Consider the following 12717-nt stretch of genomic DNA (forward strand, 5'->3'; position numbering starts at 1 on the left):
TGCCAGCCGCGCGGGGCGGCGAACAGCGCCAGCCCTTCCAGCACCAGCACCAGGCACAGCGCCGCGGCGAGGTTGTGCGGCATCGGCGCGACTCAGCGCTTGGGTTCTTCGCTGAACTGGCGCATGAAGTCCGAGCCGGGGTCGAGCAGGATCACGCTCTTGCCGTCGCCCAGCGCGGTGCGATAGGACTGCAGGCCGCGGTAGAACGCGAAGAAGCCGGCATCCTTGCCGTAGGCCGCGGCGTAGATTGCCGCCGCCTTGGCGTCGCCGTCGCCGCGCACCTGCGCGGCCTGCTTCTGCGCGTCGGCCAGCAGCACCTGCTTCTGGCGGTCGGCGTCGGCCTCGATCTTGGCGGCCTCTTCCTTGCCGGTGGAGCGCAGCGCGTTGGCGATGCGCAGGCGCTCCGCCTTCATGCGGTTGTAGACCGATTCGCTGACCTCGTCCGGCAGGTCGATGCGCTTGATGCGCACGTCGGTGACGGCGATGCCGAGCGTCTTGCGCGTGGCCGCGTCGGTGAGCTGGCGCACGCGCTCGGTGATGTCCTGGCGGCCGCCGGAGATCAGCTCGTCGAGCGGACGCGCGTTGACCTCGAAGCGCAGCGCGTCCTTGACGATGGGCGTCAGCCGCTGCGCCGCCTGCAACTCGTCGCCGGCGGTGGCGCGATAGTAGGCGGCCACGTCGGCGATGCGCCACTTCACGTAGAAGTCGACGTTGACGCTCTTCTTCTCGGCAGTGAAGTAGCGCTCCGGCTGCGCCTCGAGCGTGAGGATGCGCTTGTCGAAGCGCACCACCTGCTGCACCAGCGGCAACTTGAAGTGCAGGCCCGTCGCGTAGTCGGTGGCGACGATGCGGCCGAACTGCAGCAGCAGCGCGGTCTGCCCCTCACCCACCACGAACGCGCCGTTCATGCCGACCAGCACGATCAGCGCGGCGATGATCGCGGATAACGCCTTCATGGCTTGTCTCCCGTTGCGCCAGCGTCGTTGGCGGACGCCGCGCCGGCGACGGCCCCGGGCAGCGCGCGGGCCGGCGCCGCGGCGCCGTCGGGCTGCAGGTAGATCAGGTTCTTGCCGCGGCTGCCGTCGATCACCTTGGGAGCGCCCGCCAGCACCTTCTCGACGGTTTCCAGCCACAGGCGCCGCTTGGTCACGTCGGGCGCGGCTCGGTACTGCTGCAGGATCTGCTCGAAGCGCGAGGACTCGCCTTCGGCGCTGGCGACGCGCTCGGCCTTGTAACCCTGCGCGTCGGCGGTGATGCGCGCCGCCTCGCCGCGCGCCTCGGGCACCACCTTGCTGGCGTAGGCCTGCGCCTCGTTCTCGATGCGCTGCTTGTCCTCGCGCGCGTTGTTGACGTCGTCGAACGCCGCCTTCACTTCCTGCGGCGGCGAAACGTTCTGGAAGTTCACTTCGGTGACGGTGAGGCCGCAGTCGTAGCCGTCCAGGATCTTCTGCAGCGCGTCGCGCGTCTTCGACACCAGCTCGGCGCCCTGCGCGGACAGGATCGTGTCCATGGTGTTGGCGCCGACCACCGAGCGCACCGAAGCCTCGGCGGCCTGGCGCAGCGTGTCCTCGGGGTCGCGCATCGAGAACAGGTACTTGCGCGCGTCGGAAATCTGGAACTGCACGTTGAAGTCCACCAGCACGATGTTCTCGTCGTTGGTGATCATGCGCACCTGGTCGGTGACCGACTTGACCTGCGTGGTCTCGACCTTGGTCACCGATTCGACCGGATGCGGGAACTTCAGGTGGAAGCCGGGCGGCAGCACGCGCTCGAAGCGGCCGAAGCGCAGCACCACGCCGACCTGGCGCGCGTTGATCACGGTGAACGAATCGATCAGCACCAGCGCCAGCACCACGGCCAGCAGGATCGAGAACAGCCCGCCGCCACCGCCGCCGAAGCGGCCGAAGCGCTCGCGCAGGCGGCGCAGCGTCCCCTCGAGATCGGGACCGCGACTGCCTCCGCCCCACGGGTCGCGTGGGTTTCCGCCGGGTTCGTTCCAGGGCATGGGTCAGGCTCCTCGAGGGCGTGGCCGGGACCGGCGCGCGGGGCGCCGGCGATAACCGAACACGCAGGTGTCGTGGTCGAGCGGCGGGGCCGGCGGCGAGGTCGCCGGTCGGAAGCCGCAGCGGAAGCGCTTGAAATTTTAGGGGTATCGCGCCGGGGCAGCAAGCGAAGCCGGCCTGCGCCGGCGCCCGCGGGGCCGTTGCGGCTCAGGCGTCGCCGAGCAGCGCGCGCAGCAGGCGCGCATCCTCGGCGCCGACGGCGCCGAGCAGCGGCGTCAGCACGGCCTGCGGCGCGTCGACGTCGAGCACCCAGCCGCCGTCCTCGGCGTGGCGCTCGCGCGCGACCGCGCCCAGCGCGATCAGGCGCGCGCGCAGCCGCCCGGCGCGCGGCGGCAGGCGCAGCTCGGCGCGCACGCGGCTGCCGCCGAGGCGTTCGCCCAGCGCTTCGCGCAGCAGGTCGAGGCCCGCGCCCGTGGCGGCGGAAATCCACACGCGCTCGGCGCGGCCGTCGCCGGCGCGCTCCAGCCGCGGCGGCAGGTCCTTCAGGTCGATCTTGTTGAATACGTGCAACTGCGGCACGCCGGCGGCGCCGATCTCCTCCAGCACGCCGTTCACCACCGCGATCAGGCGATCGCGCTCGGGGTCGGCGGCGTCGGAAACGTGCAGCAGCAGGTCGGCGTCGCGCGCCTCGGCCAGGGTGGCGCGGAACGCGGCGACCAGGTCGTGCGGCAGCTCGCGGATGAAGCCGACGGTGTCGGCCAGCACCGCCGGGCCGCAGCTCAGCCCCTCGATGCGGCGCACGGTCGGATCGAGCGTGGCGAACAGTTGGTCGGCGGCGTACACCGAGCCCGCGGTCAGCGCGTTGAACAGCGTCGACTTGCCGGCGTTGGTGTAGCCGACCAGGGCGACGCGCGGCACCGTGGTGCGCAGGCGCGCGCGGCGCTGCTGCTCGCGCTGGGTGTGCACCTTCTCGATGCGGCGGGTGAGCAGCTTGACGCGCTCGCCGAGCAGGCGGCGGTCGGTCTCGAGCTGGGTCTCGCCGGGGCCGCGCAGGCCGATCGCGCCGCCGCGCTGGCGCTCCAGGTGGGTCCAGCCGCGCACCAGGCGCGTGGCGAGATGCTTCAGCTGCGCCAGCTCGACTTCGAGCTTGCCCTCGTGCGAGCGCGCGCGCTGGGCGAAGATGTCGAGGATCAGGCCGGTGCGATCGACGACGCGCGCGCCGACGTGCTTCTCGAGGTTGCGCTCCTGCACCGGGCTGAGCGCGTGGTCGACCAGCACCAGGTCGGCTTCCAGCGCCTTGACGCGCTCGGCGACCTCGTCGGCCTTGCCGCTGCCGAGGTAGAAACGCGGGTTGGGCTGGTCGATGCGCGCGGCGATCCGGTCCAGCACCTGCGCACCGGCCGACTTCGCCAGCTCGGCGAACTCGTCCGCTCGGCGCGCGGCATCGCCTTCGCCGCGCGCGTGCGGCAGCACCAGCAGCGCGCGTTCGCCTTTCTTTTGACGTTCGAACAGGACTGCCTAGCCTTCGCTGCTCTCGGCCTCGGCGGGCTCGGCTCCGGCATGCGCCTCGCCGGGGCCGCCGACGCGCACGTTGCGGCTGGGCACGACGGTGGAGATGGCGTGCTTGTAGACCATCTGGCTGACCGTGTTGCGCAGCAGCACCACGAATTGGTCGAAGGACTCGACCGTCCCCTGCAACTTGATGCCGTTGACCAGGTAGATGGACACCGGCACGCGTTCACGGCGCAGGGCGTTCAGGAACGGATCCTGCAGCGATTGGCCTTTTGACATCTTGGTTCTCTCCCCGTGGCAACGTCGGAACCGGGCTAAGCGCATTGCGGCAGGAGGCCGCCGCCCCGGTCCAAGGCCGGTGAATCTTAATCGCTTTTAAACACCCGGAGAAAGCCGACCCCGTCACGCCGGCAGGAATGCGGTTACGGCCTGCGCCGCGGCGGCGTGCAGGCCGGGGCGCTCGGGGTCCAGCCAGCGCGCGTCGGGCTCGCCGCGCAGCCAGGTGATCTGGCGCTTGGCCAACTGGCGGGTGGCATGCACGGCGCGCTCGCGGAAGGCAGCCGCATCGGTCGCGCCGTCGAGATGTTCCCATGCCTGGCGGTAGCCGACCGCCCGCAGCGCCGGCAACTCCGCGCGCAGGTCGCCGCGCGCGCGCAGGCGGCGCACCTCGTCGAGGAAGCCGGCGGCCAGCATGGCGTCGAAACGCGCGGCGATGCGCGCATGCAGCGGCGCGCGCGCGTCCGGCACCAGCGCCAGCTTCAGCACGCGGTACGGCAGCGGCGGCCGCGGCGCACCCTGCTGCGCGGACAGCGGACGGCCGGTCAGCGCGATCACCTCCAGCGCGCGCAGCACGCGCTGGCGGTCGGACGGACGGATGCGCGCCGCAGCGTCCGCATCGGCCCAGGCCAGCCGCGCATGCATGGCGGCGAGGCCGAGTGCGTCCGCCTCCCCGGCCAGCCGCGCGCGCAGCGCGGGATCGGCCGCGGGCAGCGCCGACAGGCCGCGCTGCAGCGCGCGGAAGTACAATCCGGTGCCGCCGGTCAGCAGCGGCACGCGGCCGCCCGCGACGATGTCCGCCATCGCCGCCAGCGCGTCGGCGCGGAATTCGGCGGCCGAGTACGGCGCGGCCGGGTCGCGGATGTCGATCAGCCGGTGCGGATGGCGCGCCAGCGTCGCCGCATCCGGCTTGGCCGTGCCGATGTCGAGGCCGCGGTAGACCAGCGCGGAATCGACGCTGACGATCTCCAGCGGGAAGCGCTCGCGCAGCGCGCAGGCCAGCGCGGTCTTGCCCGAGGCGGTCGGACCCATCAGGTAGATCGCCAGCGGGCGGGTGTCGGGACCGGGCATCGCCGCATTGTAGCCGTGCGCCCTCGCCCGCCCACGCCCGGAACGGCGGCTGCCGCTTTACAAGCGCGGGGCCGTCGAGTCTCATAGGCGGGCGCAACACAGGCCGTATAGCGGCGGGGTCCGGATGGCAACGCTCACGCTCGAGCTGGTGCTGTTTGCCGCCCAGTCGCTCGGTGCGGTGCTGCAGGCCGCGATCTTCGCCTATTACTTCGGCGTCTATCGCCACGCGCACCTGCGCCTGTGGGGCATGTCGTTCGCGGCGCTGGCGCTGTACCTGACCCTGGCCTGGATGGCCACCGACCTCGCCGGCACGCCGGGCAGTACCTCGCTCGCTTCCGCGCGCGGCATGCTCACCGTGATCTCGCTGGGCGCCGCCTACGCGCAGGCGGTGCTGGTCGCGTTCGCCACCTATGCCGCGGTAGCCTCGCGGCCGCTGCCGCCGCGCTGGCTGCGCTACACCATGACCGGCGCGCTGGTGTTCGCCGCGATCTGCGCGCTGGCGTTCGCCAACGACCCGGCCGCGATGACCGAGCGCGCCCTGCTGCGCGACGGCCTGCGCCAGGCGATCATGGCCACCACCTACCTGGCGGCGGCCGCGGTGCTGTGGCGGTACGTGCGCCGCAGCAGCATGGGTGGGCGCATCGCCGCGGTGGCGCTCGGCGCGTACGGCCTGGAGATGCTGCTGGCGCTGGTGCTGCAGGTCGGCCAGGCCTACACCGCGCAGCCGCTGCCGTGGGCGCGCTACACCGGCGTGCTGGATCTCGCCGCGCAGCAGTTGATCGGCTTCGGCCTGGTGATCTGGCTGCTGGAGGACGAACGCAGCCGCGCGCAGAAGGCCGACCAGGCGCTGCGCCAACTGCGCGACTTCGACCCGGTCACCGGCTTCCCCAACCGCCGCCGCCTGCTCGCCGACCTGGAGATGCAGCTGCGCCAGACCAACCACCGCACCGCGGCGTTGCTGTTGCGGCTCGACCAGGCCGACACCCTGGCCGGCACGCTCGGCGTGATCACCGCCGAGACGCTGATGGCGGAAGCGGCCAACCGCATCGAGTCCTGCGCGCAGCCCGGCTGGCCGCGGCCGGCGCGGCTGTCCGACGACCGTATCGTGCAGGTGGTGCCGCGCGTGTCCAATTTCGGCGACCTCGCCACCATCGCCGACGACCTGCTGGCCGCGATCCGCGCGCCGTTCTACGACGCCGGCCGCGAGCTGGCGCTGTCGGCCAGCGTCGGCATCGCGGTGTCGCCCGACGACGCGGTCAAGCCCGGCACGCTGATCGCCGCCGCCGAAAGCGCCTGCCAGCGCGCCCACGACGAGGGCGGCAACCGCTTCCAGTTCTTCTCCGCGGAAATGAACTCGCTGGCGCTGACCCGGCTCGGCCTGCAGGCCGAGCTGCGCCGCGCGCTGCTGCACGAGGAGTTCGAGCTGTTCTACCAGCCGATCATGACCCGCGGCGCGCACCGCGTGTGCGCCGCCGAGGCACTGGTGCGCTGGCGCCACCCGAAGCGCGGCGTGCTGGCGCCGGCGCTGTTCATGGACGAGATCGGGCAGCTCGGCCTGATCGAGGATCTCGACCGCTACGTGCTGGAAAGCGCCTGCCGCGAGGCGCGCCTGTGGGAGCACCGCCACGGCCTCGACATCGGCGTGGCGGTGAACATCTCCGCGCGCTCCTTCGAGCGCGAGCACTTTCCCGAGCTGGTGCGCAACGTGCTGTACTCCACCGGCCTGACCCCGCACCGGCTGGAGCTGGAAATCGTCGAATCGAGCGCGCTGGGCGACGCCGACCGCACCATCGAATGCCTGCACCGCCTGCGCGCGATCGGCGTGCGCGTGGCGCTGGACGACTTCGGCACCGGCTACTCCTCGCTGAGCCACCTGCGCCAGTTGCCGGTGGACACGCTGAAGATCGACCGCAGCTTCGTCGACAACGTGCTGGGCGACACGCCGGACGCCGCGATCGTCGCGGCGATGATCACGCTGGCGCGCAGCCTCGGCCTGGACGTGGTCGCCGAGGGCATCGAGACCGGCCCGCAACTGGCCTGGTTCGAGCACCACGGCGTCGACCGCCTGCAGGGCTACCTGTTCGCCCAGCCGCTGGAGCGCGACCAACTGCGCCGGCTGGTCACCGAAGGCGGCCGGCCCTCGGCGCTGGCCACGAGCTGAGCCCCGCAGCGGCGCCCGCGCGCCGCGCCGTATAATGCGGGGCTGCGCGGCCGCCGGCCGCAGTCCGTGCGAGATTCCGCCATGCCGCAGACGATGAAAGCCCTGGTCAAGCGCGACGCCGCCAAGGGCATCTGGATGGAAGAGGTGCCGGTACCCGAGATCGGCCCCAACGACGTGCTGATCAAGCTGGAAAAGACCGCGATCTGCGGCACCGACCTGCACATCTACAAGTGGGACGAGTGGTCGCAGCGCGTGATCAAGCCCGGCCTGGTGATCGGCCACGAGTTCGTCGGCCGCATCGTCGACATCGGCCCCGGCGTGCGCGGCTACAGCGTCGGCCAGCGCGTCTCCGCCGAGGGCCACATCGTCTGCGGCATGTGCCGCAACTGCCGCGCCGGCCGCCAGCACCTGTGCCCGAACACGGTCGGCATCGGCGTCAACCGCGCCGGCGCGTTCGCTGAATATCTCGCCATGCCGGCCTCGAACCTGTGGCCGATCCCGGACGCGATCCCGTCCGAGCTGGCCGCGTTCTTCGATCCCTACGGCAACGCCGCGCACTGCGCGCTCGAATTCGACCTGATCGGCGAGGACGTGCTGATCACCGGCGCCGGCCCGATCGGCATCATCGCCGCCGGCATCGCCAAGCACGTCGGCGCGCGCAACGTGGTGGTCACCGACGTCAACGACTATCGCCTGAAGCTCGCCGCCGAGATGGGCGCGACACGCGTGGTCAACGTCTCCCAGCAGTCGCTGCGGGACGTGGTCAAGGACCTGCACATGGAGGGCTTCGACGTCGGCCTGGAGATGAGCGGCAACCCGCGCGCCTTCAACGACATGCTCGAGGTGATGTACCACGGCGGCAAGGTCGCCCTGCTCGGCCTGCTGCCCAAGGGCACCGGCATCGACTGGGACAAGGTGATCTTCAAGGGCCTGACCCTGCACGGCATCTACGGCCGGCGCATGTACGAGACCTGGTACAAGATGACGCAGATGCTGCTGACCGGCTTCCCGCTGCAGAAGGTGCTCACCCACCAGGTCGCCATCGACGACTTCCAGAAGGGCTTCGACCTGATGGAGTCGGGCAACTGCGGCAAAGTCGTGTGCTCGTGGAACTGACCCGATGACCTACACCGTCGCCACCAAGGGCCGTTACACCGCCGAGCTGGACTCGATCCGCGCGCAGGGCCTGTTCAAGGCCGAGCGCGTGATCACCTCGCCGCAGTCGGCCGAGATCACGCTGGCCGACGGCCGCCGCGTGCTGAACTTTTGCGCCAACAATTACCTCGGCCTGGCCGATCATCCGGAGGTGATCCAGGCGGCCAAGGACGCGCTCGACAGCCACGGCTTCGGCATGGCCAGCGTGCGCTTCATCTGCGGCACGCAGGACCTGCACAAGCAGTTGGAGCAGAAGATCGCGGCGTTCTTCGGCACCGAGGACAGCATCCTCTACGCCGCCTGCTTCGATGCCAACGGCGGCCTGTTCGAGCCGCTGCTGGGCGAAGAGGACGCGGTGATCTCCGATGCGCTGAACCACGCCTCGATCATCGACGGCATTCGTCTGTGCAAGGCCAAGCGCTACCGCTACGCCAACAGCGACATGGCGGATCTCGAGGCGCAGCTCAAGGCCGCCGACGCCGCCGGCGCGCGCACCAAGCTGATCACTTCCGACGGTGCGTTCTCGATGGACGGCTTCATCGCCAGGCTGGACGAGATCACCGCGCTGGCCGAAAAGTACGGCGCCATGGCGCATATCGACGAATGCCACTGCACCGGCTTCCTCGGCGCCACCGGCCGCGGTTCGGCCGAGGTGCACGGCGTGATGGACAGGATCGACATCTTCACCGGCACGCTGGGCAAGGCGCTGGGCGGCGCGCTGGGCGGCTTCACCACCGGCCGCGGCGAGATCATCGAGATGCTGCGCCAGCGCTCGCGGCCGTACCTGTTCTCCAACTCGCTGCCGCCGCACGTGGTGGCCGCGGCGATCAAGGTGTTCGACATGCTGGCCTCGGCCGGCGACCTGCGCGAGCGCCTGCAGGCCAACACCCGCTACTTCCGCGAGCAGATGACGGCGGCCGGCTTCGACATCAAACCGGGCGTGCACCCGATCGTGCCGGTGATGATCTACGACGCGCCGAAGGCGCAGGCGATGGCCGCCGCCCTGCTCGACGAGGGCATCTACGTCACCGGCTTCTTCTACCCGGTGGTGCCGCAGGGCCAGGCGCGCATCCGCACGCAGATGAGCGCCGCGCACACGCGCGAGCACCTCGACCGCGCCATCGCCGCGTTCACCAAGGTCGGTCGCCGGCTCGGCGTGCTGAAGGCCTGAAAAGCGCTGGCGCGCGGCTTTTTGTCGCGCGCCGCGGGCGGGAGTAAGCTGGGCGTGGAGCTGCGCGCGCCCCACCGGGGCTGCCGGCGCAGCTCCAGCCGCGGCCATGGACCGCGCCGCGCGTGCCGCCAAACCGGGCCGCGCCGATCGGAGCGAAGCCGGCCACGCGGAGCAGTGCCATGCCCGAGCCCCGTCTGCAGCGCTACCTGCACGATCAGCACACCCCCTACGAAACCATCCACCACGCGCGTGCGGTCACTGCGCAGGAGACCGCCGCCAGCGCGCACATCCACGGCAGCGTGCTGGCCAAGACCGTGATGGTGAAACTGGACGGCCGCCTGGCGATGGTGGTGCTGCCCGCCGCGCAGCGCGTCCACTTCGGTCGCCTGCGCCAGGCCGCCGGCGCGGCCACCGCCGGACTGGCGACCGAGGCCGAGTTCCGCGACCGGTTCCCGGACTGCGAGGCGGGCGCAATACCGCCCTTCGGCAACCTGTACGGCATCGAGACCTACGTCGACGACAGCCTCGCCAGCGGCGGGGACATCGCCTTCAACGCCGGCACCCATACCGAACTGCTGCGCATGCCGTTCGGCGAATTCGAGCGGCTGGCGGCGCCGAAGCGCCTGCACCTGACGCACCAGGCCTGACGTTTCGGCGCTCCCGGCGCGCTCAGCGCGCGGGTGGCGATGCCGGCGTCCGCGCATCCAGCGCGGCGACTTCGGCGGCGCTCAACGGCCGCCAGGCGCCCTTGCCAAGCTCGCCCAGCTCGAGCGGGCCGATCGCCACGCGCACCAACCGCAGCGTCTCGAAACCGAGCACCTGCAGCAGGCGTCGGATCTGGCGGTTGCGGCCCTCGTCCAGCACCACCTCCAGCCAGGCGTTCCTGCTGCCCGCGCGCAGCAGGGCGACGCGCTTGGCGGCGAGCCGCTCGCCGTCCGCGACGACGCCCGAGCGCATGCGCGCCAGCGCGTCGCTGTCCGGCACGCCCGCCACCTGCACGTGGTAGGTCTTGTCGAGATGCGTGCGCGGATCGGTGATCGCCGCCGCCCACGCGGTGTCGTTGCTCATCAGCAGCAGGCCCTCGCTGGCCTTGTCGAGACGGCCGACCGGCCCCAGCCACGGCAGGCCGGCTCCGGCAAACAGCGCGTACACCGTGTCGCGGCCGCGCTCGTCGGCGGCGCTGACCACCAGCCCGCGCGGCTTGTTGAGCATGAGGTAGACACGCTCGGCGCCGCCGAGCGCGACGCCGTCGAGCGCAATACGTTCGCATGCCGCGTCGGTCGGACGCTCCGGATCGCGCACGCAGCGGCCGTCCACGCTGACCCGCCCCGCGCGGATGCGCCGCTCGGCTTCGCTGCGCGAGCACACGCCGAGCTTCGACAGCACGCGCGCCAGGCCGTGCCTCGATGCCGGTGGCGGCGCGACAGTTGGGCTACGCTTGTCCATCACGCGAGCCTAGGCACACTGCCTCGGCGCGACAAGCCCTGCGAGGAGCGTCCATGTCCGAACACCACATCAAGACCGTCTGGTCGCGCAACGGCGGCCCGTTCGAGCGCGGCAACTACGATCGCGACCACGACGTGCATTTCGAGGGCGGCCAGGTCCTGCGCAACTCCGCCGCGGCCGGCGCCTACGCCGGCAACCCCGACGCCAGCAATCCGGAAGAGCTGCTGCTGGCGGCGCTGAGCAGTTGCCACATGCTGACCTTCTTCGCGGTCGCCGCGAACCGCGGCTACGTGATCGACCGCTACGAGGACGCCGCGATCGCGTATCTCGACAAGGACGCCGACGGCAAGATGGCCGTGGTGCGCGCGGTGCTGGCGCCGCGCGTCGCCTTCGGCGGCGACAAGCAGCCCGGCACCGAGGACTACGCCAAGCTGCACGAACGCGCGCACGCCGCCTGCTTCATCGCCAACTCGGTCAAGACCGCGGTCGAACTGCGGCTGTAGGGCCGCCGGCGGCGGACACCGCCCCTCCGATGGGAGGGGAACCAAAGAAAAGCCCGGCTTGCGCCGGGCTTTTCCTCGTGCCGCGGATCGGCTCGCCTTACTGCTGCGCGCCCTGATCCAGCACCTTCAGTTCCACGCGACGGTTGCGCGCGCGGCCTTCGTCGGTGCTGTTGGTGTCGATCGGATTGGTCTCGCCGAAGCCCTTCGGACCATCCAGGCGGCTGGCGTCGATGCCGTGCGAGACCAGGTAGTCGTACACGATCTTCGCGCGGCGCTCGGACAGCGCCTGGTTGTAGTCGTCCTTGCCCTTGGAGTCGGTGTAGCCGTCGACCTCGACGCGCACCTGCGGATAGCGCTTCAGCGTATCCACGGTCTGGTCGAGGATGCCCATCGACTCCTCGGTCGGCTCCTTCAGGACCTTGGAGATGTCCGTCTCGCCCGACTTCGGACGGTCGTACTTGAAGTTCACGCCGCGCAGGTCGATCACGACCTTCTGCGGGCAGCCGTCCGGGCCGACGATGGTGCCGGCCGGGGTGTTCGGGCACTTGTCGTCGCAGTTGTTGACGCCGTCCTTGTCGTCGTCCAGCTGCTCGCAGGTCGGCGCGGCCGGGGCCGGAGCCGCCGCCGGGGCCGGAGCGGCCTGGCCCATCGAGATCACCAGGCCCAGCGTGGCGAGGGTGTCGCCGTAGGAGCGGTGGTCCGACAGGCCGGCGTACTTCGCCGATGCCGTGTCGCGGTCCCAGCGATAGGCGACTTCGCCGCGGAACGCGACGCGATCGGTCAGCGCCTTCTGGATGCCCACACCGGCAGTAGCCATCGGACCCCAGCCGTGCACGTAGCCGCCAGCAGCAGCACCGTTGGCGGGCGGCTGGCCCGAGGCCACCGCCGCATGCTTGAGCGCGCCGATACCGCCCATCAGGTATGGACGCCAGCCGCTCCAGTCGCTGAACATCCAGCGGCCGGCCACGTCGAGGCCCACGCTCTCCCACTGCTTGCCGGGACGCGGCGAGCTGTCCTTGAAGTCGGCGTTGTTGTGCGTGGCTTCGAAGTCGACCGCGAAGTTCGGGTTGACCCAGTAGCCGGCGCCGAGACCGAGCAGGGGCGACTCCTGCGTCTGGCGGTTGCTGTCGGGGAACACCGCGCCGACGCGCGGGGCGATGTACCAGTTGCTGTAGTCCGCGGCGTGAGCGGCACCCACGCCGCCCAGCGCCAGGACGATCAGCGCAAACAGGCCCTTACGTTTCATCGGAATCTCCTCTTCTCGTTTTTCGCGACCGCGCCACCCCGCGCGGCACGCATTCGTATGCGAACGTACGGCGTATCGGCTTTCGAAGCCTTGTAATAGCGACCCCTTGCGAGGCGGGACGAGTTTAGCAAAAAACGAACATTTGCCCGTGATGACTCGCCCGACCTTTCAGA

12 protein-coding genes are annotated in these 12717 nt (G+C 70.9%); 5 read left to right on the forward strand and 7 right to left on the reverse strand.

The features are described from left to right. Positions 1-92: 92 nt before the first annotated feature. The 5 genes from hflC to miaA form a co-directional block, all read right to left on the reverse strand. A complete protein-coding gene (gene hflC / locus ABFC67_RS13360; RefSeq protein ID WP_346738524.1) occupies positions 93-956 on the reverse strand; it encodes a protease modulator HflC in 864 nt (287 codons plus the stop codon). Further along, positions 953-2005, reverse strand: coding sequence for an FtsH protease activity modulator HflK (gene hflK, locus ABFC67_RS13365; RefSeq protein WP_346738525.1), 1053 nt, complete (start codon positions 2003-2005; stop codon positions 953-955). The genes hflC and hflK overlap by 4 nt, the downstream gene beginning before the upstream one ends. 205 nt (positions 2006-2210) lie before the next feature. Further along, complete coding sequence (gene hflX, locus ABFC67_RS13370; protein ID WP_346738598.1) at positions 2211-3515, reverse strand: ribosome rescue GTPase HflX; 1305 nt, start codon at positions 3513-3515, stop codon at positions 2211-2213. Between the two features lie 6 nt (positions 3516-3521). Further along, complete coding sequence (hfq, locus tag ABFC67_RS13375; protein ID WP_346738526.1) at positions 3522-3794, reverse strand: RNA chaperone Hfq; 273 nt, start codon at positions 3792-3794, stop codon at positions 3522-3524. A gap of 123 nt (positions 3795-3917) precedes the next feature. Beyond that, on the reverse strand, positions 3918-4862 hold the full coding sequence (gene miaA / locus ABFC67_RS13380; RefSeq protein WP_346738527.1) for a tRNA (adenosine(37)-N6)-dimethylallyltransferase MiaA: 945 nt from the start codon (positions 4860-4862) through the stop codon (positions 3918-3920). A 124-nt stretch (positions 4863-4986) separates the two neighbouring features. Between miaA and ABFC67_RS13385 the strand changes: the two genes are divergently transcribed. From ABFC67_RS13385 to ABFC67_RS13400, 4 genes are all read left to right on the forward strand, one after another. After that, positions 4987-7023 carry a bifunctional diguanylate cyclase/phosphodiesterase gene (locus ABFC67_RS13385; RefSeq protein WP_346738528.1) on the forward strand — a complete coding sequence of 679 codons (2037 nt, stop codon included), beginning with the start codon at positions 4987-4989 and terminating at the stop codon, positions 7021-7023. A gap of 93 nt (positions 7024-7116) precedes the next feature. Further along, positions 7117-8139, forward strand: coding sequence for an L-threonine 3-dehydrogenase (gene tdh / locus ABFC67_RS13390; protein WP_346738599.1), 1023 nt, complete (start codon positions 7117-7119; stop codon positions 8137-8139). A 4-nt stretch (positions 8140-8143) separates the two neighbouring features. Continuing rightward, the gene (gene kbl / locus ABFC67_RS13395) at positions 8144-9349 is read left to right on the forward strand and encodes a glycine C-acetyltransferase (protein ID WP_346738529.1); all 1206 of its coding nucleotides are present in this window, start codon (positions 8144-8146) and stop codon (positions 9347-9349) included. Between the two features lie 179 nt (positions 9350-9528). Further along, entirely contained in the window at positions 9529-9996 is a 468-nt protein-coding gene (locus ABFC67_RS13400; RefSeq protein WP_346738530.1) for a YbaK/EbsC family protein, read from the forward strand. 22 nt (positions 9997-10018) lie between these two features. Here the strand turns inward: ABFC67_RS13400 and ABFC67_RS13405 are convergent, their stop codons facing one another. Further along, positions 10019-10795, reverse strand: coding sequence for a pseudouridine synthase (locus tag ABFC67_RS13405; protein WP_346738531.1), 777 nt, complete (start codon positions 10793-10795; stop codon positions 10019-10021). A gap of 53 nt (positions 10796-10848) precedes the next feature. On the opposite strand from ABFC67_RS13405, the gene ABFC67_RS13410 reads away from it, so the two are divergent. Next, positions 10849-11298, forward strand: coding sequence for an OsmC family protein (locus tag ABFC67_RS13410; RefSeq protein WP_346738532.1), 450 nt, complete (start codon positions 10849-10851; stop codon positions 11296-11298). A 97-nt stretch (positions 11299-11395) separates the two neighbouring features. Here the strand turns inward: ABFC67_RS13410 and ABFC67_RS13415 are convergent, their stop codons facing one another. Next, a complete protein-coding gene (locus ABFC67_RS13415; protein ID WP_346738533.1) occupies positions 11396-12544 on the reverse strand; it encodes an OmpA family protein in 1149 nt (382 codons plus the stop codon). Positions 12545-12717 lie beyond the last annotated feature (173 nt).

This window comes from Mizugakiibacter sp. (assembly GCF_039680435.1).
Classification (GTDB): Bacteria; Pseudomonadota; Gammaproteobacteria; order Xanthomonadales; family Rhodanobacteraceae; genus Mizugakiibacter.

Coding starts and splice junctions, on each gene's coding strand:
- hflC (WP_346738524.1), bottom strand. CDS start 956: ATGAAGGCGTTATCCGCGATCATCGCCGCGCTGATCGTGCTGGTCGGC.
- hflK (WP_346738525.1), bottom strand. CDS start 2,005: ATGCCCTGGAACGAACCCGGCGGAAACCCACGCGACCCGTGGGGCGGA.
- hfq (WP_346738526.1), bottom strand. CDS start 3,794: ATGTCAAAAGGCCAATCGCTGCAGGATCCGTTCCTGAACGCCCTGCGC.
- miaA (WP_346738527.1), bottom strand. CDS start 4,862: ATGCCCGGTCCCGACACCCGCCCGCTGGCGATCTACCTGATGGGTCCG.
- ABFC67_RS13385 (WP_346738528.1), top strand. CDS start 4,987: ATGGCAACGCTCACGCTCGAGCTGGTGCTGTTTGCCGCCCAGTCGCTC.
- tdh (WP_346738599.1), top strand. CDS start 7,117: ATGAAAGCCCTGGTCAAGCGCGACGCCGCCAAGGGCATCTGGATGGAA.
- kbl (WP_346738529.1), top strand. CDS start 8,144: ATGACCTACACCGTCGCCACCAAGGGCCGTTACACCGCCGAGCTGGAC.
- ABFC67_RS13400 (WP_346738530.1), top strand. CDS start 9,529: ATGCCCGAGCCCCGTCTGCAGCGCTACCTGCACGATCAGCACACCCCC.
- ABFC67_RS13405 (WP_346738531.1), bottom strand. CDS start 10,795: ATGGACAAGCGTAGCCCAACTGTCGCGCCGCCACCGGCATCGAGGCAC.
- ABFC67_RS13410 (WP_346738532.1), top strand. CDS start 10,849: ATGTCCGAACACCACATCAAGACCGTCTGGTCGCGCAACGGCGGCCCG.
- ABFC67_RS13415 (WP_346738533.1), bottom strand. CDS start 12,544: ATGAAACGTAAGGGCCTGTTTGCGCTGATCGTCCTGGCGCTGGGCGGC.